Source organism: Agrobacterium sp. FDAARGOS_525 (genome assembly GCF_003938925.1).
In the GTDB taxonomy this organism is placed as follows: Bacteria; Pseudomonadota; Alphaproteobacteria; order Rhizobiales; family Rhizobiaceae; genus Agrobacterium; species Agrobacterium pusense.
Window position 1 is genome coordinate 93296 of sequence record NZ_RKIU01000003.1, and the last position, 19910, is coordinate 113205.

The window sequence follows — 19910 nt, forward strand, 5'->3', positions numbered from 1 at the left end:
TTTACTTTCGTTAACCGCCGCGCCCAACATGCCGAGTTTGTTAAAGAATCAGCATTGATCCGAATTCCCTCCTTGGAATCAGAGAGTTGCGCGGAATGCAACATGCAGGTTTTCAATGATCGGAAATAAAACGACGCCGGCGCGTCTGCTGCCGCGCGACAAAGGCAAGGCCGAAACGTTAACAGACAGGATTATTCCCCAGGCAAATTATCTGCCGTTTCAGGGTTTTAAAACCGCAGCCTGAATCAGTCTCTCAATCGACGAACGTTCTCCGACGCCGTGACCACACGTGTCGCCCTGATGGATCACATTATCTGCATTATTTCTTTTTTAGCATTCCATAAGAACAAAAATTGCGTTAACGCAGATGTCGCCTCCCAAGGCATGACATTGCAATCATCCAAAATGGAACCAATACCATGACCGACGCGATATCTCCGGTATCGCCGACCGCTGACAATTCGAACGCTGTAAAGACAAATTCGCCTGCACGAGTTCTCACTGCCAGTCTGGTCGGTACGACCATCGAGTTTTTCGATTTCTACGTTTATGCCACGGCCGCAGTGCTCGTGTTCCCGACATTGTTCTTCCCGAACAATGATCCGATGACGGCGCTTCTGGCGTCTTTCGCAACTTTCTCCATCGCCTTTTTCGCCCGCCCCCTCGGCGCCGTGGTCTTCGGTCACTATGGCGACCGCGTTGGCCGCAAGACGACGCTTGTCGCGGCGCTGCTGACCATGGGTGTCTCGACGGTCGTGATCGGCCTGCTGCCGTCCTATGAGACGGCCGGCGTTCTGGCGCCGCTGCTGCTCGCACTTTGCCGCTTCGGCCAGGGCTTCGGTCTTGGTGGCGAATGGGGCGGTGCCGTCCTGCTCGCGACGGAAAACGCCCCTCCCGGCAAGCGCAGCTGGTACGGCATGTTCCCGCAGCTTGGCGCACCCGTCGGCCTGTTCCTCTCGTCAGGCGTGTTCTGGATCCTGCTGCACTTCATGTCACAGGAAGCGCTTCTCAGCTGGGGCTGGCGCATTCCCTTCGTCGCCTCGATCATCCTGATCGCTGTCGGCATGTGGGTTCGCCTGTCGATCACCGAAACGCCCGACTTCCAGAAGGCCATCGAAAAGGAAGAACGTGTGGCCGTGCCGGTTGCGGAACTGTTCCGCAACCACAAGCGCAGCCTCGTGCTCGGCACCTTTGTGGCGCTCGCCACCTTCGTGCTCTTCTACATCGGCACGGCCTATCTGCTCTCCTACAACGTCAAGGTCCTGAAAATTCCGTTCCTCGACGCGCTGGAAGTGCAGATCCTCGGCTCCGTCGTTTTCGGTATCTTCATTCCGATTGCCGGCAAGCTTGCGGAAAAATTCGGTCGCCGCGAAATTCTGATCCTGACGACAGTGCTGATCGGCCTGTTCTCCTTCCTGCTGCCCGGCCTGATGACCGGCAGCGAAGGCTCGATCTTCGTCTTCGCGGCTCTGGCGATGATGCTGATGGGCATGACTTACGGCCTGATCGGAACGGCGCTCGCCGCCCCCTTCCCGACCCGCGTCCGCTATACCGGCTCTTCCATCACCTTCAACATGGCCGGCATCTTCGGCGCGTCGCTGGCGCCTTACATCGCCACATGGCTGCAGGTGAACTACGGCATGGGTTATGTCGGCTATTACCTCTGCGTATCCGCGCTCATCACGTTCGCCTGCATTCTTCTGTCCCGCAAGGACGAAGTCTGAGTCCATAGATACCGACAGTAACAAAAAGCCCGCGAAACGAGAGTTTCGCGGGCTTTAATGTATTTACATCTTGGCAAGGCCGACTCGCCTCAAGCCCCGAGGAAAGGCTCAACTTCGCGGCCCGGCATGAACAACCCCAGGCGCTTGATTTCCCATTCCAGCCGGATGCCCGACTTCTCGAACACGCGCTTGCGGATGGTCTCGCCCAGATATTCCAGATCGTAACCGGTCGCATGGCCGGTATTGATCATGAAATTGCAATGCAGTGATGACATCTGCGCGCCGCCGATCACGAGACCACGACCGCCCGCCTCATCGATAAGCTCCCATGCGGAATGACCTTCGGGGTTCTTGAAGGTCGAGCCGCCGGTCTGTTCGCGGATTGGCTGCACGGTTTCACGGTGATGACGCACCGCATCCATATCGGCGCGGATTTTCGCCTTGTCCTCGGGATAGCCCTCGAAGAGCGCACCGGTGAAGATCAGGCCCGCGTCGGCGCCGGAATGGCGATAGCTGTAGCCCATATCGGCATTGGAAAGCACATGCTGGTTGCCCTGACGGTCGACCGCGTAGACTTCCACAACACGTTCACGCGTCTCGCCGCCGTTTGCGCCCGCATTCATGCGCAGCGCTCCGCCGATGGAGCCCGGAATGCCGTAATAGAAGTGGAAGCCGCCAATGCCATTATCCATGGCCATGGCTGCTATATGCTTGTCCGGGCAGATCGCGCCCGCCTTGATGCGGTTTTCACCGGCAAGCTCCACCTGGCCGAAGCCCTTGGCGGACAGGCGCACGACCACGCCCGGAATACCGCCGTCACGCACCAGAAGGTTCGAGCCGACGCCAACCACGGTCAGCGGCACATCTTCCGGCAGAATTTTCAGGAAGGCAATCAGATCATCCGTATCGTGCGGCTGGAACATCACCTCCGCAAGACCGCCGGCTCTGAACCACGTCACGCGGTCCATAGGCGCATCCGGTGTCAGACGTCCCCGCAATTCCTTTACCCCGTCGCCGAGCCTCCCCAGCAATTTAACCCCATCGACCTGTCTCATTCAGACTTTCCTGATATGCTCTTCAATTCCGAAGGCAGCGACGCTGCCCATTGCGTGATATTCCCAGCCCCCAAGAGAACCACGAAATCACCCGGATTCGCAATGGCTGCGACCTGTGACGCAAGGTCCTCCCGCTTTTCGAGGAAACGCGCGTCACGGTGGCCAGCGGCCTTGATGGCCGAAACCAGCGCTTCGGAGCTTGCGCCTTCGATGGGATCTTCGCCCGCTGCATAAACCGGAGCAAGAAGAATCGTATCGGCATCGTTGAAACAATGCGCGAAATCATCAAACAGGCTCGAAAGACGGCTGTAGCGGTGGGGCTGGTGCACGGCGATGATGCGGCCCTTGCAGGCTTCCCGCGCCGCCTTCAGCACGGCCTTGATCTCGACCGGGTGGTGACCGTAATCGTCAAAAACCTGCACCCCGTTGGCTTCGCCCGTCAGCGTGAAACGTCGCTTGACACCACCGAAGGAGGCCAGCCCCTTCTTGATGTCGGCTTCCGAGATGCCGAGACGATTGGCAACCGCGATTGCCGCTGTCGCATTCGAAACGTTATGGCGGCCGGGCATCGGCAGGACGAGGTCCTTGAAAGAGAAAATCTTGCCGGTGCGGCGACGGCGGATTTCCACGTCGAAGACCGAGCGCGTACCATCGATGCGCACATTCGAAAACCGCACGTCGGCCTGCGGGTTCTCGCCATATGTGATGACCTTGCGGTCCTCGATCCGGCCAACCAATGCCTGTACTTCGGGATGATCGAGGCACATGACGCCGAAACCGTAGAAAGGCACATTCTCGACGAACTGACAGAATGCGGCGCGTACGGCGTCGAAATTGCCGTAATGGTCGAGATGTTCCGGATCGATATTGGTGATGACGGCGACGTCGGCCGGCAGCTTCAGGAAAGTGCCGTCGGACTCGTCGGCCTCCACCACCATCCACTCACCCTCACCCATGCGGGCATTGGTGCCATAGGCATTGATGATGCCGCCATTGATGACGGTCGGGTCGAGATTGCCGGCTTCCAGGAGCGTGGCGACCATGGAGGTCGTCGTCGTTTTGCCGTGCGTGCCGCCGATGGCGATGGCGTTACGGAAGCGCATCAGCTCGGCCAGCATTTCCGCGCGGCGCACGATCGGCAGGTGCTTTTCCCGCGCGGCGACGAGCTCCGGATTGTTCTTCTTAATCGCGGTCGAAACGACGACGACCTCTGCATCGCCGATATTGTCAGCCGTGTGGCCCACAAAAACCTCGATGCCCTTGTCACGCAGACGCTGCACATTGGCGCTGTCGGCCTGGTCCGATCCCTGTACCCGGTGGCCGAGATTATGAAGCACTTCGGCAATGCCGCTCATGCCGATCCCGCCTATGCCGATGAAATGCACAAGGCCTATGGCTTTCGGCATCTTCATGCCCCAACTCCTTCAATATTCTTCTTGAATTCCTGTACGGACCGGCCGGAGGCAATCGCCTCCACCAGATCGGCCAGCACGTCCGCCGCGTGCGGTTTGCCGGTTGCCTTCGCCGCCGCCGCCGTTGCGGAAAGCCGCTCGGGTTCGGCAAGCGCCGAGGACAGCAGGCCGGAGAGCTTCTGCGGCGAGAGCTCCGCCTGCTTGATGACGCTTGCCCCACCCGCCGCCGAAAGCGCAGCCGCGTTCGCCGCCTGATCATGATCCAGCGCATGCGGATAAGGCACGAGGATCGACGGACGGCCGATCACCGAAAGCTCCGATACCGTCGAAGCGCCCGAGCGGCTGATGACCAGATCGGCCTCGCCGATGCGCGACGCCATATCGCCGAAGAAAGGCGAAACATCCGCCTTCACGCCGAGCTTCTGGTAGGACGCGATGACGCTGTCCTTGTCTTCCGGCCGCGCCTGCTGGGTGACGACGATGCGCTTGCGCTGCTCGTCTTTCAGGAGGCAGATTGCGGCGGGTACCGCGCTCGAGAAAAACTGTGCGCCCTGGCTGCCGCCAAAGACAACGAGCTGGAAAGGCTCGCCTGTCTGCGAGGCGGTGTAGGGTATTTCAGAGGCGGCCAGCACCGCTGGGCGCACCGGATTGCCGGTCGCGACGGTCTTGTCGGAATATTGACCATTGGCGGGCGGCAGGAAGCCGCCGGCAATTGCCTTTACCCGCGCGGCAAGTGCCTTGTTGGCGCGGCCCATCACGGCGTTCTGTTCGTGAATGATTGACGGCACTCCAAGCCCGGTGGAGGCCAGCAGCGGAGGCACGGTGGGATAGCCGCCGAAACCGACAACCGCGACCGGCTTCAGTTTTGCGACCAGCCGACGCGCCGCACGCAGGCCAACCCAGAGCTTCCAGAGCGAACCCGCCACGGAAATTGGGTTTTTGGAGCCGATGGTGGCAGACGGAACCACATGAATTTCATCTGCCGGAAACTTGCCCGCATAACGCTCGGCGCGACTGTCGGTGACGAGATGCACCTGATAACCGCGTGCCTTCAGCGTATGCGCCAGCGCTTCTGCCGGAAACACATGGCCGCCGGTTCCACCGGCGGCAAGAAGAACAATACCCTTGCTCATGATCGTTTACTCCGCGGGAACGCCGGAACCAACGCGGAAGAAACTCCGCTCCTGCGCCCGCTTTTCGGGTCTGTGGCGTGTCAATGCCAGAAGGAAACCGGCGGTCACGCATATCGCCATCATTGACGAACCACCATAGGAAATCAGCGGCAAGGTCATGCCCTTGGCAGGCATCAGTTCCAGATTGACGCCGATATTGATCATAGACTGCATGCCGATTTGAAGGACGAGACCCGCCACGGCGAAGCGGCAGAAATCGTCCTTCTCCTTGAAGGCATGCGACAGGCCGCGCAGCACGATGAAGGCGAAGATTGCGACGAGGAACATGCAGAAAACGATGCCGAATTCTTCCGCCGCAACCGAGAAGATGAAGTCGGTATGGCTATCGGGAATGATGCGCTTGACGATGCCCTCACCCGGTCCGCGACCGAACCAGTCGCCGCGAATGATCGCTTCACGCGCCGTGTCCACCTGGAACGTGTCGCCCTCACCCGTCCAGAAACGGTCGATACGGCCGGCCACGTGCGGCAGCATGAGATAGGCGGAGATGATGCCGCCGACGCCGAGACCACCGAGCATGATGATCCAGAACCACGGCACACCTGCCATGAAGAACATGCCGCCCCAGACAACGGAGGTCAGGATCGTCTGGCCGAAGTCAGGCTGGGCGATGAGAAGTGCGGCCACGATTCCGAAGGTGATGATCGCAAAGAGATTGCCCGGAATTTCCGGATGGCGCGCCCGCTCTGCAAAAAGCCATGCGCAGACGATGACGAAAGCCGGCTTCATGAATTCCGACGGCTGGATCGAGAAAGTGCCGATGGAAATCCACCGCCGCGCGCCCTTCACCTCGATGCCGAAGAACAGTGCAAAGATCATCATCAGCAGCGAGGCGATCAGCATGATGACCGCCACGCGGCGCACCTGGCGCGGCGACAGGAAGGACAAGCCGACCATGATCGCCAGCGATGGCACCATGAACATGGCCTGACGCTCAACAAAAAAGAAGCTGTTGAGGCCGATACGCTCGGCAACGGCCGGCGACGCCGCGAAGGACAGCATCAGGCCGATGCCCATCAGCGCGATGAATGCCGCCAGAAAGAAACGGTCGATGGTCCAGAACCATTCCGCGACCGGACCGCGATCAACTCGGCTTACCATGGCCTTCAGCCCCCTTTTCCAGAGTGAACGAGCATCGTCATGCCATCGAGCGCCGCGACCTGCGCGACAAACGAATCACCTCTCACTTCAAAGTTCTTATATTGATCGAAACTTGCGCAAGCCGGGGACAACATCACGATATTGCCGGGCGTCGCGTCTTTTTCCGCATCCGCCGCCGCATGCTGCACGGCCTTGTCCAGGGTGCCGGATATTTCGTAGGGCACCGCTTCACCGAGCGTCGCTGCAAATTCCGCCGCCGCCTCGCCGATCAGATAGGCTTTTGCAATGCGCGGGAAAAGCGGTGAAAGGCTGGCAATCCCGCCGGCCTTCGGCAGACCGCCGGCGATCCAGTAAATGCGGTCAAAGCTCGAAAGCGCAGGTGCCGCCGCATCGGCATTGGTGGCCTTGCTGTCATTGACGAAGGTGACATTGCCGCGTCGGCCAACCGGCTGCATGCGATGCTTGAGGCCGGGGAAGGATTTGAGACCTGCACGAACTTCATCCTCGGAAACACCGACTGCAAGGCAGGCCGCAATTGCCGCCGCCGCATTTTGCGCATTGTGGCTGCCGCGAAGCGTCTGGATACCGTCGAGATCGACCAGTAACGACGAAGTTCCCCCATGCGCCCGCAGGATGCGGCTGCCCTCGGCATAAAGACCTTCGGAAACAACATTGCGCTTGGAAATGCGCTCGACCCTGACGCCGGCACGCTCAACGCGATCGGCAATCAGCGTCGAGTAGCTGTCATCGACACCGACAATCGCCGTGCCGCTGCCGGCAACGAGCCGTTCCTTGACGTCGGCATAGTGCTGCATCGTACCGTGCCGGTCGAGATGATCGGGGGTGAGATTGAGAAGAATGCCGGCTGTTGGATTGATCGTGGGCGCCAGGTCAATCTGGTAGGACGAGCACTCAACAACGTAGAAGCGTCCCGCCTTCGGCGGATCGAGGCTAAGCACTGCCGTGCCGATATTACCGCCGAGCTGCGTATCGCGACCAGCCGATTTCAGAATATGTGCGATCAGCGCCGTGGTGGTCGACTTGCCGTTGGTCCCGGTAATCGCAATGAAGGGGCAATCCGGCGCGTGGGCGCGACGTTCTCGGACAAAGAGCTCGATATCGCCGATGATCTCGACGCCGGAGGCTTTCGCCAGATCGACGGACCAGTGCGGCTTCGGATGCGTCAGCGGCACGCCCGGTGCCAGCACGAAGGAGGAGAAACTCGACCAGTCAATCGTCCGAAGATCCGCCGTCTTGATGCCCTCGGCCTCGGCCTTTGCAACGCTGTCAGGATTATCATCGAAAGCCACGACGTCGGCACCGCCGGCGACCAGCGCCCGGGCCGTGACAAGACCCGAACCGCCGAGCCCGAAGAGAGCGACTTTCTTACCCTTAAACGACGTGACCGGGATCATCGCTCACCTCAGCTTCAGGGTAGCGAGGCCAAGCAGCGCGAGGCCAACGGAGATGATCCAGAAACGGATAACCACCTGGCTTTCCGTCCAGCCCTTTTTCTCGAAATGGTGATGGATCGGCGCCATCAGGAAGACGCGCCTGCCGGTGCGCTTGAACCAGAAGACCTGGATGATGACCGACAGGGTTTCCATGACGAAGAGACCGCCGACGATGACCATGACGATCTCGTGCTTGGTGGCGACTGCGATGGAGCCGATCAGGCCACCCAGCGCGAGAGAACCCGTATCGCCCATGAAGATGGCCGCGGGCGGCGCATTGAACCACAGAAAACCGAGGCCGGCACCGATAACGGCGCCGACAATAACGGCGAGTTCACCCGTTCCGGGCACGAAATTGATCTGCAGGTAATTGGCAAAAACGGCGTTACCGGCGAGATAGGCGATCACACCGAAAGTGGCGGCCGCGATCATGACCGGCACGATGGCGAGACCGTCGAGACCGTCGGTCAGGTTCACCGCATTCCCCGCGCCGACGATGACGAAAGCACCGAACAGCACGAAGAAATAACCGAGATTGATCACGAATTCCTTGAAAAAGGGAAAAGCGATGGAGCTGCCGAGCGTGCCGCCATGCGGCGCGGAAGCGAGCGCCATCTTCATCATAAAAAACACGGCAATCGCCGCGATCAGGAATTCGATGCCGAGACGAGCCTTGCCGGAAAAACCCTTGTCGCTCTGTTTCGTCACTTTCAGATAATCGTCGTAGAAGCCGATGGCTCCGAAACCAAGCGTCACCATTAGAACGGCGACGACATAGACATTCGACAGGTCGCCCCACAGAAGCGAACCGCCGAGAATGCCGGCGAGGATCATCAAGCCGCCCATGGTAGGAGTGCCGGCTTTCTTGAAATGCGTCTGCGGCCCGTCGGCGCGGATCGGCTGGCCTTTGCCCTGACGCACGCGCAGCGAATTGATGATGGCCGGTCCAAACAGGAAGACGATCAACGCAGAGGTGAACATCGCCGCCCCCGCCCGGAAGGTGATGTACCGGAACAGGTTGAAGATTTGAATTTTATCCGACAGTTCGACGAGCCAGATCAGCATAATTGCCCTTTCAAAAGGCTATTTCAGACTTGGCGTTCCGTCTCGGGGAATGCCGGATACTTGTCAAGCAGGGCGGCGACAATCTTGCCGAAACCAAGCCCAAGTGACGATTTTACCATCAGCGCGTCTCCCGGTTGCACCCATTGCAGGGCGAAATCGGTGAGTTCCGCCGTCGTCGGGAACCAGATGACGGTGACGCTGTCAGGCAGCGCGTCGCGCAAAGCGGCCATCGCCTCGCCTGCCAGCCACACATGTTCGATACCCGCCGCAAGCAATGGCCCGGCCAATTCCTCATGTAGTTGCGCCGAAAATTCGCCCATCTCCAGCATGTCGCCGAGGACGGCAACGCGACGGCCATGGCCCTGCGTCGGCGTTTCCGCCAGCACCGCGATCGACGCCCGCATGGAGGCAGGATTGGCGTTGTAGCTTTCATCGATCAGAAGGAAGGAGCCGCCGTTGATCTGCAGATGGTGGCGCTGGCCACGCCCCTTCACCGCCTCAAGCGATCCCAGCGCTTCGAAAGCACGGTCGAGATTGGCGCCCGTGATCGCCACGGCGCCAAGCACCGCCATCGCATTGTCCGCAATGTGCCGGCCCGGAATGTTGAGATGCAGCTCGCTGGTTTCGCCGTTCAGGATCGCCCAGATCGTCGAGCCAGTCGTCGTGCTCTCGAAATCCGCGAGGCGGAAATCCGCCTTGGCATGCTGACCGAAGGTCAGGATGTGTTCGATGCCCTGCTCCTGCGCCGCCTCTTCAAGCTGCTCGAACTGGGCATTGTCACGATTGAGGATGACGGAACCGCCCTGCTCCACGCCCTCGAAAATCTCCGCCTTGGCGGCGGCGATCTCTTCGATGTTGTTGAAGTTGCCGAGATGGGCAGGCGCGATGGTGGTGATGATCGCCACATGCGGGCGGACCATCTTCACCAAAGGCCGGATTTCGCCGGAATGGTTCATGCCGATTTCGAACACGCCGAATTCAGTATCGGCGGGCATGCGGGCAAGCGTCAGCGGAACACCCCAATGGTTGTTGAAGGAAGCCACCGCCGCATGCACCCGGCCCGATGGCGCGAGCGCCTGCCGCAGCATTTCCTTCGTCGTCGTCTTGCCGACCGAGCCCGTCACCGCGATGATGCGCGCCGATGTTCTTTGACGCGCCGCGATGGCAAGCTTGCCAAGGGCTGCAAGAACATCTTCGACCACGATCATCGGCACCGTCAGGCGGCCGAGCGCTGGCAGCTTGGCTTCAGCAACGACCAGAAGTCCTGCCCCGTTGGCAACCGCGAAACTCGTATAGTCGTGACCGTCGACACGATCACCCTTGATGGCGAAGAAAGCTTCACCCGGCTTCACCGTCCGGCTGTCGATGGAAATGCCGGTGATTCCTGTCGGCAGGTTGCCCACCGGGCGTCCTGCGGTGATGGCGATCATATCGGCGACTGTCCATAACCAGCTCAAATTTTCGATCCTTCCAGCGCTGCCAGTGCAGTGCGCACCTGTTCATGATCGGAAAAAGGCAGTGTCACGGAGCCAACGATCTGCCCTTCTTCATGCCCTTTGCCCGCGACGATCAGCGTATCGCCATGCGACAGCATCGATACCGCATGGCGGATCGCCTCGGACCTGTCGCCAATTTCCAGAGCGTCGGGCGCCGCCGCCATCACCTCGGAGCGGATCGTCGCCGCGTCTTCCGAGCGCGGATTGTCGTCCGTGACGATGACGATGTCGGAAAGACGGGTCGCGACCTCGCCCATGATCGGGCGTTTGCCCTTGTCGCGGTCGCCGCCGCAGCCGAAAACGGTGATGATGCGGCCGGAGGTGAAGGGCCGGACCGAGGTCAGCACGTTTTCCAGCGCATCGGGCTTGTGGGCGTAATCCACATAGGCAAGCGCGCCGTTTTTCGTTTGTCCCACTAATTCGAGACGGCCGGCAGCGCCGACAAGCTTTTCGAGCGCATTGAGCGCCGTTGCGGCGGGAACACCCGTCGACATGGCAAGACCGGCGGCAACAAGCGCATTGGCCACCTGGAAATCACCCGCGAGCGGGATATCGACTTCGTGGATGACGCCGTCATGATGCACTTCGATCATCTGCTTGTGGCGGAAATGCTCAACGCGCTTCAAAGCGAGATATTGCCCGTTCCGTCCGACGGTGCGGACATCGAGACCCGCTTCGCGCGCCGCATGAACCGCCTTGTCCGACCAAGGATCGTCGGCGAAGATCACGGCGGGAGCGCCTTTTTCCATCAGCGTATCGAAAAGCCGCATCTTCGCGGCCATGTAATCCTCGACGGTCGGATGGTAATCCATATGGTCGCGGCCAAGATTGGTAAAGCCGGCGGCAGAAAGGCGCACGCCATCGAGGCGGCGCTGGTCGAGACCGTGGCTGGAAGCTTCCATCGCCGCGTGGGTGACGCCCTCGCTCGCAAGCTCGGCCAGAAGCGCATGCAGCGTCACCGGATCGGGCGTCGTCAGCGCGCCATAATCCTCCCGGCCGGGAGCGATGACACCGGTTGTGCCGATCTGGGCTGCGGCATGGCCGGCGAAAGCCCAGATCTGCCGCACGAAGGAGGCAACCGAGGTCTTTCCCGCGGTGCCAGTGACGGCGACCATGGTTTCCGGTTGTTTTCCGTAAAAGCGGGAGGCGGCAAGGGAGAGATAAAGGCGTGGGTCGGTCACGACCAGAACCGGCACTTCGGCTTCCACCGCGTGCCCAGAAACAACGGCAACGGTACCCTTGGCAACCGCATCCTTTACATAGGTCGCACCATCAGCCTTGGTGCCAGAAACCGCAACGAACAGGCTGCCCGGCGCAGCCTTGCGGCTGTCTGCGGTGATCCCCCCGATTTCGATCGCCCCGATCTCAGACAGGAGCAATTCTTTCAATTCCGGAAACGCATTTCCGGATATATCTCGCAAATTCATCGACTGTTTCCGTCTTGTCCCCCCGGCACGAATCGCCGGAACATCATAAGCTAACAATCAATAAGACACGAGCAAGGCCGAGCCATCCTTGCCGAACTTCGGCTTCACACCCAGCACCGCCGCCGTGCGGCTGATGATATCGTGCACCATGGGTGCTGCGGACGTGCCGGCGAGTGCCGCGCCATTGCCCTTGTCGGTCTTCGGTTCGTCGATGAAGGACAGCACCACATATTGCGGATCATCCATCGGGAAAGCCGACAGGAAGGCGTTGAAGTTCTTGTCGTGCACATAACGGCCGTTGACGACCTTATCGGCCGTGCCGGTCTTGCCGCCGACGTTGAAGCCATCGACGCGCGCATTTCGGCCTGAACCGTTGACGCCGTTCCATTCGAAGAGGAAGCGCATATCCTTGCTGGCGCCGGGTTTCAGCACCTGCTTTGCCACCTGATCCGCCTGTTCACGGGTGCGCGGCAGGAAGGTCGGCTCGATGAGTTTGCCGCCATTGACGAGTGCCGCACCGGCAACCGCCGTCTGCAGCGGTGTGGTTGAAACGCCATGGCCGAAGGAGATGGTGATGGAGTTGATCTTCTTCCACTCACGCGGCTGCGAAGGCAGCGCTACTTCAGGCAGTTCGGTCTGCATGCGGGTGAGAAGACCAAGCCGCGTCAGGAATTCCTTGTGCCCTTCGGTGCCAACGGTATCGGCAATCTTGGCCGTACCGATATTGGACGAAAACTGGAAGATTTCCGGCACCGAGAGCATGCGGCCCTTGCCGTGGAAGTCCTTGATGGTGAAGCCGCCGATGCGGATCGGGTAACGCGCGTCGAACATATCACCGAGGCGGACGCGGCCCGAATCAAGACCCATGGCAATGGTGAAGGATTTGAAGGTGGAGCCCATTTCGAACGTGCCGTTCGACATGCGGTTGAGCCAGCCTTCTTTCGCGCCTTCGGCCGGGTTGTTCGGATCATAATCCGGCACCGAGGCCATGGCCAGCACTTCGCCGGTATGCACATCCAGAACCACGGCACCGGCGCCGATCGCCTGGAACTTGGTGATGGCCGAAGTCACGACTTCGCGCACGATGGACTGCACGCGCAGGTCGATGGAAAGCTTCACAGGCTCGAGCGGCTGATCGCTCGTCATGCCGAGCGCCGTGAGATCGGCAAGACCCTGGCTGTCGACGTAACGCTCCATGCCGGCAACACCGCGGTTGTCGATATTAACGTGACCGACGACATGCGCTGCGGTCGGCCCGCCGGGATAGAAGCGGCGTTTTTCCGGACGGAAGCCGATGCCGGGAATACCAAGCGCGAGAATCTGGCTCTGCTGCTTCGGCGTCAACTGGCGGCGCAGCCACTGGAACCGCGAATTGGAGGAGAGCTTCTGATAGGTCGTGCGCTGGTCGAGATCCGGCAGGACGGTGCGCAGCTTTTCGATGGCCTCGTCAATATCGACGATACGATGGGGCTCGGCAAACAGCGAGACGGTGCGGATATCGGTGGCCAGCACCTCGCCGTTACGGTCGAGAAGATCAGGGCGCGACGCCATCAGCCTGTCGGCCGGCGCGATGCTCGACACCGTCTCCTGCTCTGCGATGCCATATTGCACCAGACGGCCGCCGACGACGGCGTAAAAGGCGACGAAACCGAAAATGAGAAGGCCGACGCGGCTTTTCGCCTGCGCCGCGCGCTTCTTGCGCGCGCCTTCAAACGCCGCATGATCGGTGTGGATGCCGGTCGTGCTGGCGGAAAAGTGAGCCTTGCTCTTCAAAACCATGGCGCGGGAGAGAAAAGACATCAGCGGTTCACCGATCCTGTTATCGTGTCGTCCATGTCGGTTTCATCACCGGCGGTGGCGGAGGCGACGGGCACGGGTGCCGGTGCCGGGCGAGAAACACGGGCACGCGGCGTAGGCACCGGCACGCCGTTGACGGCAATCTGGCCTGCCGGCGGTGATTTTGGCTTGGAAGCACCACCCAGCGTCGCGCCGGGTTTGGAGCCATTGACGGCAGCGGCGATGACATCCTCGACGCTCATGCCTTCAGGCTCGGGAGGCTGCGGCAATTGCGAACGCAGCATCGGCAGCTCGCGCGGCTGCGCCAGTTGCGTCGGCAGTGTCGGCGAAAGACCGAGTTCCGTTTGATAGGCATTGACGAGACGGTGCAGACGGTTCGGCTGCGTCAGCAGCGCCCAGTCAGCGCGCAGGAGATCGATCGTATCCTTCTCAAGCTTGATTTCCGCCTCCAGCTTGCGGACCTCCTCAAGCTTGAGATCGGCCTTGTGCTTGATCGAATAGGTCACGACCGCCGCAGCGACCATGACCCCCATCAAGATGACATCGAAAGTGCGCAGCATATCAGCCTCCCATCTTTTCAAGGCTGGCGAGATCGGGAAGCTCGAATATCGAGAAATCCGCAGCGCGCGCCGGTGCCGTGGTGCGCAGGCCAGCGCGGAGCTTGGCCGAACGGGCCCGCGGATTGAGCTCCGCCTCCTCGTCGCTGGCAGCAATCATCGGCTTCCCGATATTCTCGAAAATGGAGGGCTTGTCCTCCACCATCGGCAGATGCCGGGAACCGGCTGCCTTGCCCGAACGGTCGGAGAAGAATTTCTTGACGATACGGTCTTCCAGCGAATGGAAGGTGACGACGACCAGCCGACCGCCGGGCTTCAGAACCTGCTCGGCGGCAAACAATGCCTGCGCCAGCTCACCCAGCTCATCATTGACGAAAACACGCAGCGCCTGGAACACCCGCGTTGCCGGATGAATCTTGTCCTTGGCTTTGCGTGGCGTGACGATCTCGATCAGGCCCGCCAGATCGCGGGTGGTGCGGAAAGGCTCTTCCGCTCTCCTCTTCTCGATAGCGCGGGCAATGCGACCCGGCTGCTTTTCTTCCCCGAGAAAACCGAAGATGCGGATGAGATCACCAACCTTGGCGCGGTTGACGACATCGGCCGCCGAAACGCCGGAAGCGGACATGCGCATGTCGAGGGGGCCGTTTTTCTGGAAGGAAAAACCGCGCTCGGCCTCGTCGATCTGCATGGAGGATACGCCGATATCGAGAACGACGCCATCAAGGCCGCCCTCGGGCGCATGTTTCGCGAGATCGGAAAATTGCGATTGGATGAGCGAAAGCCGGTCGCCATTGGCTGCGACCATTGCCTGACCGCCGGAGATCGCCGTTGGATCGCGGTCTAATGCGATGACATTTGCGCCGCGATCGAGAATGGCCTGGGTATAGCCGCCGGCGCCGAAAGTGCCATCCAGAATAATTTTGCCGGGGGCGGGTTCAAGCGCGCTGATGACTTCACGAAGCAGCACGGGGATATGGCGCTGAGGTCCGCCATCGGCATCAGAAGATCGTCCGCCAGAATTCGCCGCCATTGACTGTCCCCGTCCTAGGCGGGGCGAGCAGCCGAAAAACCGCGCCCCGCTCTTGCTTCCGCCTGCGCCGCCAAAAACGCATCCGGTTGCCAAAGCTGAAAATGATCCGCTCGTCCGACGAAGGTGACCTCGGTAGAGATGCCGGTGAATTCCCGCACAAAATCCGTCACCGTCAATCGACCTTCCTGGTCGAGCTTCATGAAAACACCGCCGCCGTGAACCAGCAGCGACATTGCGTTCGCTTCCGGCGAGAAGGCATCCATGGACGCAATCTGCCGCTCGTAGCGCTCCAGCAGATCCGGACCGCCGACACTGATTGCCGGAAACGCAAAATCCTGGAGACAATAAAGCTCCTGAACGCCGCGCTTCGCCAGCACCGAACGAAACGGAGACGGAACCGAAACGCGCCCCTTGGCGTCGATCCTGTTCGTCACGTTCGATAAAAAGCGGTCCATTACCCAACTCGCCAAAACCGCATGCCGCAAAGCGATTCATCCGCCCTGCAGCCGACACCGGTACGCACGACACATCGCCAAGCGCCAGGGCGACGTGCCCTGCAGCAGCCCCTTGCAGGCTCCTCACTCGTTTCAGCGATTGCGGGTCAAAAACACGACCCAATGTGGTGTGCATTTGGGATATCATGGGACACTATGGGCGTCAATGGGATGAAGCCGGCACGATACCGCCTTCGCATCGGAAATTCATAAGCCGTTAAGTTTAACGAATGGTTTACTTTGCGCGCAGCAATCCGTCTTCACGACGCAAGAATGCATCATGGAAAAATATATTTTCTTTTATGAAACAACAGGATGTCTTCATCCCGCCAAAATTTCCACCCTCGAAGCCGAAGAGGAAATTCGCCAGTTGGCCTGTAAGCCGGGTTCTGTATGGCCCCGGTTTGACCCGGAACGTGGCAGCCATTCATCTGGGACGGCATTTGCATGCCGCCTCGCGCAACCCACCCGGATGACGGGCCCGGAAACCGGCTGTGAACGGGCTTTCGCCCGCCCCGTGTCATCCCTATTCGGTCTTGCTCCCGGTGGGGTTTACCTTGCCGCCGCTGTTACCAGAAGCGCGGTGGGCTCTTACCCCACCCTTTCACCCTTACCATGCGATGCATGGCGGTTTGCTCTCTGTGGCACTTTCCCTGGGGTCGCCCCCGCCGGACGTTATCCGGCACCGTATTTCCGTGGAGCCCGGACTTTCCTCACCTTACCGTCTTTCGACATTGGTAAAGCGCGGCTGCCCGGCCAACTGGCATGGGCTGCATAACCATGTTCCGCAGCGAAAGCCACCGAAAAGCGACGGCCAAGATTAAAGAAATGCGGGTTTGAAATCCGTCGAGAAAGCACCGTCGGCGATTTCTCCGTCTCGTAGCAGCAACGCGCCAAGCCGTCCGATCTCATCGGAGCTCTTGGCCGCCGTGCCGTTACCACCGGTCAGAACGGCGATGCGCGGCGAGGCTGTGAAACCAATGGCGGGATAACCGCTGCCGGTTTTGGAGACGACACAGGCGGCCATCGAGACACGCGAGAGATCGATGGCAGGCACCAGCGTTCCGACGATGTCAGCGAGATGATCCCGCACGCTTTCACGTCCGCCGGAACGGAACCATTCCCGGATTTCCGGATCACTGCCGAGCCGCTTGTCATCGGGATCGCCGCCAATCTTCAGGTAGAATTTGCCATCGGGATAGCGGACCGGCGGCAGAAGATAGATATGTTTTGTCGTATCGCGCGGCTCGTAGATCAGCGACGGCATACCGGCATATTGATCCAGATCACCCTCATCTATCTCAAAGAAAGCAACGGTGCGGGCATAGACATCCAGCGCTACCGGCTGGGGCAACAGATCTTTGGTAATCGAGAAGCCGCCAGCCGCCACCAACACCCGGTCTGCGGTGTAAACCGCACCTGATGCCGTATGAACCGATGCCCGGCCACTTTCTTCCCGGGTGGAAACAACGATATCGTCGATCAGCGTAACGCCCGCCTTTTCCGCCAGTATGGTCTGTGCTTTCACCAGCGCGCGGGAATTGACGTAACCGGCATTATCCCTCTCGAAGACGCCTTCGCAGCTCTGTTCGAAGGAGAAATAGGGAAAGCGGCTTTTCAGGCTCTGGTCATCCAGGAGTTCCGTGGAAACCCCGAGCCGAGCCGCCGCCTTCAGAACATCATCGACAAAGGGATTGGCGCCGCCCCGCTCAGGTCCAACCATCAGGCAGCCGACCGGCGCGTAAAACTCGACACCGCTGCGTGTCGCAATATCGCCATAACGTGCAATGGAACGGTTGGCGAGCAACGCCCAGTCGGCATCGCCATCGATGGTGCGGGTAATCCGCGCCTCGTCGTAATGGCTGGCGAAGACGCCTTGATGCGATTTTATATCTGCAGGCTCACCGGGACCGATCAGCGCGACGCCATCCACTGTTTCGGCCAGATGGCGGGCGGCGGCGGCGCCCATCATGCCGCGGCCCACGACGATATATTTGAAATGTCCCGCCATGCCGCCCCTCTTTACCCGCTCACTTCCGTCGAAACCTTTTAGCCGCTTCGCCCGAAAATGTCAGACGAAAACCGGGGCCATTTCGGCGGCGAACTCATCCTCTGCCAGCTGACCGTTCAAAAGCAGCACGGCTCCCAGCCGTCCGATTTCGTCCGAAGATTTGGCGGAAACGAAATTGCCGCCGGTCAGAACCGCGATGTTGGAAGATTGCGTATAGCCGATGTAGGGATAGCCGCTGCGGGTGATGGAGGCGACACAGGAGCCTGAGGTCACGGGGCAGCCGGCAAGCTCCGGCATCAGTGATAGCGCCCGCTTCTTCAAAAACTCCACCTCCTCAGGCGTGCCGTCCGAATGGAACCAGCCAACCGCGTCAGCCAGCGTTTCCAGCCTGCCCTTCTCGCTCTCGCCGCCGATCTTCAGATAGACCTTGCCGTCGGGATAACGCACCGGCGGCAGGATGTAGACGATGTCGTCCTCGATCTCCGCGAGGACGATGGTGGATGGCATCGCTCCAAACAGGGCCTGCCTTGCCTCGTCCAGCTCGAAAAACACGATGGTTCGGCCCGTTGCCGCCATATCGACCGGCGATGGAAGAAGTTCTGCCATGTTGGTAAAACCGCCGGCGGCTACGATGACCTTTTCGGCGGTGTGGATGGCCCCTTCGCGGGTCGAAACCTCGACGCCACGGGAGGTATCGCGAATATGCGCCGCCGTCTCGCGCAGCAACCGTGCGCCCTGCGCTTCCGCAATGACGCACTGCGCTTTCACCAGGGCGCGTGGATTGACGTGACCGGCATTCCGCGCCTCGAAATAACCGCCGTGATCGGCTGGCAGGGAGAACATCGAAAACCGGTCGGCAAGCACATCATGGCCCAGCGTCTCTATGCCAAGGCCTAGACGGTCGGCCGAGGAAAGGGCGCGCGAGACATAATCACCGGCAAGACCCTTGCCGTTGCCGGTGAACAGGCAGCCCGCTTCGGTGAAAAAGCGGATGCCGCTCTTAGCCTCGATCTCGGCATAACGGTGGATGGAACGTTGCGCCAGTTCCGCCCAGACGGGATCACCGTCAAACCCGCGAGTGATGCGCGCCTCGTCGTAATGGCTTGAGAACACGCCCTTATGGGTCTTGGGATCGGCGGGTTCACCCGGGCCGATCAGCGCCACGTCATCCGTTTGCACTGAGAGATGCCGCGCCGCAGCCGCTCCCATCATCCCGGCCCCGACGACGATATATTTGAAATCCGGCATGTCATGCTCCGTATCAGCTTTGCTTCTGACTACAGCATGCCGGGTGGAAGCGGAATCGCTTTTCGCAATTTCTCAGACGATGGAGGCCTCAGCCGGCCAGCAGCGCCTGCACCTTGCCGCAATAACGCTTGGAGACCGGGTTCATGCGGGTAGCGCCATGGCCGGCATTGTACCGCAGGATCGTGCTGCAAACCTGACCGCCGCCCAGCTGATGCGCCGTCGCCAGATATTGCATGCCCCAGCGAATGTTGGTCTCGGGGTCGTACAGCGCCTTGGTCGTGCCGCGATAACCCATCATCCGCGCCGTTGCCGGCTTGATCTGCATCAGCCCGACTTCGCCGGCGCTGCCACGAGCCTTGGGGTTGAACTTGCTTTCAACCGAAACCACGGCATGCGCCAGATTGGTGGGAACCCCGTAACGCTTGGCATATTTGACGATCAGATCGGAATAATCGTTCCTGAGCGAAGAAGGCAGGCTCTTTTCTGGCATGGGATAACCGGGCTTGCGGAAGAAATTCTCCAGCGTCACGGTTTTGGTCTTCACGTCTTCATCTTTGGCAAAAGCAATCCCCGCCTGCGAAGCGAGTACAGCAATACCCACTACGACAGCAACAACAACCCTGTTCATATGTAGAAAAAGTCTCCAGATCGGAGGACCGGAACAATGAATCGGCACAATTAGTCAACGCCCGGAAAGTCGATCGCGACTCTCCGCTGTCCGGTCTCCTTGATTGATATTGACGGCAGGTTCCCCTGAAGAACGTCACCGCATACAGTGCTGTTCTTAAACTTCCTCAATGCGGATTAACTGTGGCAACCCAAAAAAAGCGACTTGCGGAGCGCGGC

The 19910-nt window shown here is 60.1% G+C and carries 16 protein-coding genes and 1 other RNA gene; 1 reads left to right on the forward strand and 16 read right to left on the reverse strand.

Translation table 11 applies throughout. The features are described from left to right. The first annotated feature begins 419 nt into the window (after positions 1 to 419). Entirely contained in the window at positions 420 to 1724 is a 1305-nt protein-coding gene (locus EGT36_RS01660; protein WP_125269980.1) for an MFS transporter, read from the forward strand. An 89-nt stretch (positions 1725 to 1813) separates the two neighbouring features. On the opposite strand, the gene murB is transcribed toward EGT36_RS01660, so the two are convergent. From murB to EGT36_RS01740, 16 genes are all read right to left on the reverse strand, one after another. Continuing rightward, complete coding sequence (gene murB, locus EGT36_RS01665) at positions 1814 to 2779, reverse strand: UDP-N-acetylmuramate dehydrogenase (RefSeq protein WP_035209672.1); 966 nt, start codon at positions 2777 to 2779, stop codon at positions 1814 to 1816. Beyond that, on the reverse strand, positions 2776 to 4191 hold the full coding sequence (gene murC, locus EGT36_RS01670; protein ID WP_125269981.1) for a UDP-N-acetylmuramate--L-alanine ligase: 1416 nt from the start codon (positions 4189 to 4191) through the stop codon (positions 2776 to 2778). Before murC ends, murB begins: the two co-directional genes overlap by 4 nt. Continuing rightward, positions 4188 to 5324: an undecaprenyldiphospho-muramoylpentapeptide beta-N-acetylglucosaminyltransferase gene (gene murG, locus EGT36_RS01675; RefSeq protein WP_037089885.1), complete on the reverse strand. Its 1137-nt coding sequence runs from the start codon at positions 5322 to 5324 to the stop codon at positions 4188 to 4190. The genes murC and murG overlap by 4 nt, the downstream gene beginning before the upstream one ends. 6 nt (positions 5325 to 5330) lie before the next feature. Then, positions 5331 to 6485, reverse strand: a complete 1155-nt coding sequence (gene ftsW, locus EGT36_RS01680) for a putative lipid II flippase FtsW (protein ID WP_004442795.1) — start codon at positions 6483 to 6485, stop codon at positions 5331 to 5333. Between the two features lie 5 nt (positions 6486 to 6490). Further along, on the reverse strand, positions 6491 to 7900 hold the full coding sequence (gene murD, locus EGT36_RS01685; RefSeq protein WP_037089883.1) for a UDP-N-acetylmuramoyl-L-alanine--D-glutamate ligase: 1410 nt from the start codon (positions 7898 to 7900) through the stop codon (positions 6491 to 6493). A gap of 3 nt (positions 7901 to 7903) precedes the next feature. Next, on the reverse strand, positions 7904 to 9004 hold the full coding sequence (mraY, locus tag EGT36_RS01690) for a phospho-N-acetylmuramoyl-pentapeptide-transferase (protein WP_003522196.1): 1101 nt from the start codon (positions 9002 to 9004) through the stop codon (positions 7904 to 7906). Positions 9005 to 9027: 23 nt separating this feature from the next. Next, on the reverse strand, positions 9028 to 10461 hold the full coding sequence (locus tag EGT36_RS01695) for a UDP-N-acetylmuramoylalanyl-D-glutamyl-2,6-diaminopimelate--D-alanyl-D-alanine ligase (RefSeq protein ID WP_004442800.1): 1434 nt from the start codon (positions 10459 to 10461) through the stop codon (positions 9028 to 9030). Then, positions 10458 to 11927, reverse strand: a complete 1470-nt coding sequence (locus EGT36_RS01700; RefSeq protein ID WP_125269982.1) for a UDP-N-acetylmuramoyl-L-alanyl-D-glutamate--2,6-diaminopimelate ligase — start codon at positions 11925 to 11927, stop codon at positions 10458 to 10460. The genes EGT36_RS01695 and EGT36_RS01700 overlap by 4 nt, the downstream gene beginning before the upstream one ends. Positions 11928 to 11984: 57 nt before the next feature. Next, complete coding sequence (locus tag EGT36_RS01705) at positions 11985 to 13727, reverse strand: peptidoglycan D,D-transpeptidase FtsI family protein (RefSeq protein ID WP_037089879.1); 1743 nt, start codon at positions 13725 to 13727, stop codon at positions 11985 to 11987. After that, entirely contained in the window at positions 13727 to 14284 is a 558-nt protein-coding gene (gene ftsL, locus EGT36_RS01710) for a cell division protein FtsL (protein ID WP_004442805.1), read from the reverse strand. Before ftsL ends, EGT36_RS01705 begins: the two co-directional genes overlap by 1 nt. A gap of 1 nt (position 14285) precedes the next feature. Then, positions 14286 to 15311, reverse strand: a complete 1026-nt coding sequence (gene rsmH / locus EGT36_RS01715) for a 16S rRNA (cytosine(1402)-N(4))-methyltransferase RsmH (protein WP_037089877.1) — start codon at positions 15309 to 15311, stop codon at positions 14286 to 14288. 14 nt (positions 15312 to 15325) lie between these two features. Further along, positions 15326 to 15766 carry a division/cell wall cluster transcriptional repressor MraZ gene (gene mraZ, locus EGT36_RS01720; protein ID WP_037089876.1) on the reverse strand — a complete coding sequence of 147 codons (441 nt, stop codon included), beginning with the start codon at positions 15764 to 15766 and terminating at the stop codon, positions 15326 to 15328. 401 nt (positions 15767 to 16167) lie between these two features. Then, positions 16168 to 16569, reverse strand: an RNA gene (rnpB, locus tag EGT36_RS01725) — RNase P RNA component class A. A 56-nt stretch (positions 16570 to 16625) separates the two neighbouring features. After that, positions 16626 to 17816, reverse strand: a complete 1191-nt coding sequence (locus EGT36_RS01730) for an NAD(P)/FAD-dependent oxidoreductase (RefSeq protein ID WP_125269983.1) — start codon at positions 17814 to 17816, stop codon at positions 16626 to 16628. A gap of 60 nt (positions 17817 to 17876) precedes the next feature. Beyond that, a complete protein-coding gene (locus tag EGT36_RS01735) occupies positions 17877 to 19064 on the reverse strand; it encodes an FAD-dependent oxidoreductase (RefSeq protein WP_037089873.1) in 1188 nt (395 codons plus the stop codon). Positions 19065 to 19152: 88 nt separating this feature from the next. Next, a complete protein-coding gene (locus EGT36_RS01740) occupies positions 19153 to 19692 on the reverse strand; it encodes a lytic transglycosylase domain-containing protein (RefSeq protein WP_004442810.1) in 540 nt (179 codons plus the stop codon). Between the last annotated feature and the right edge of the window lie 218 nt (positions 19693 to 19910).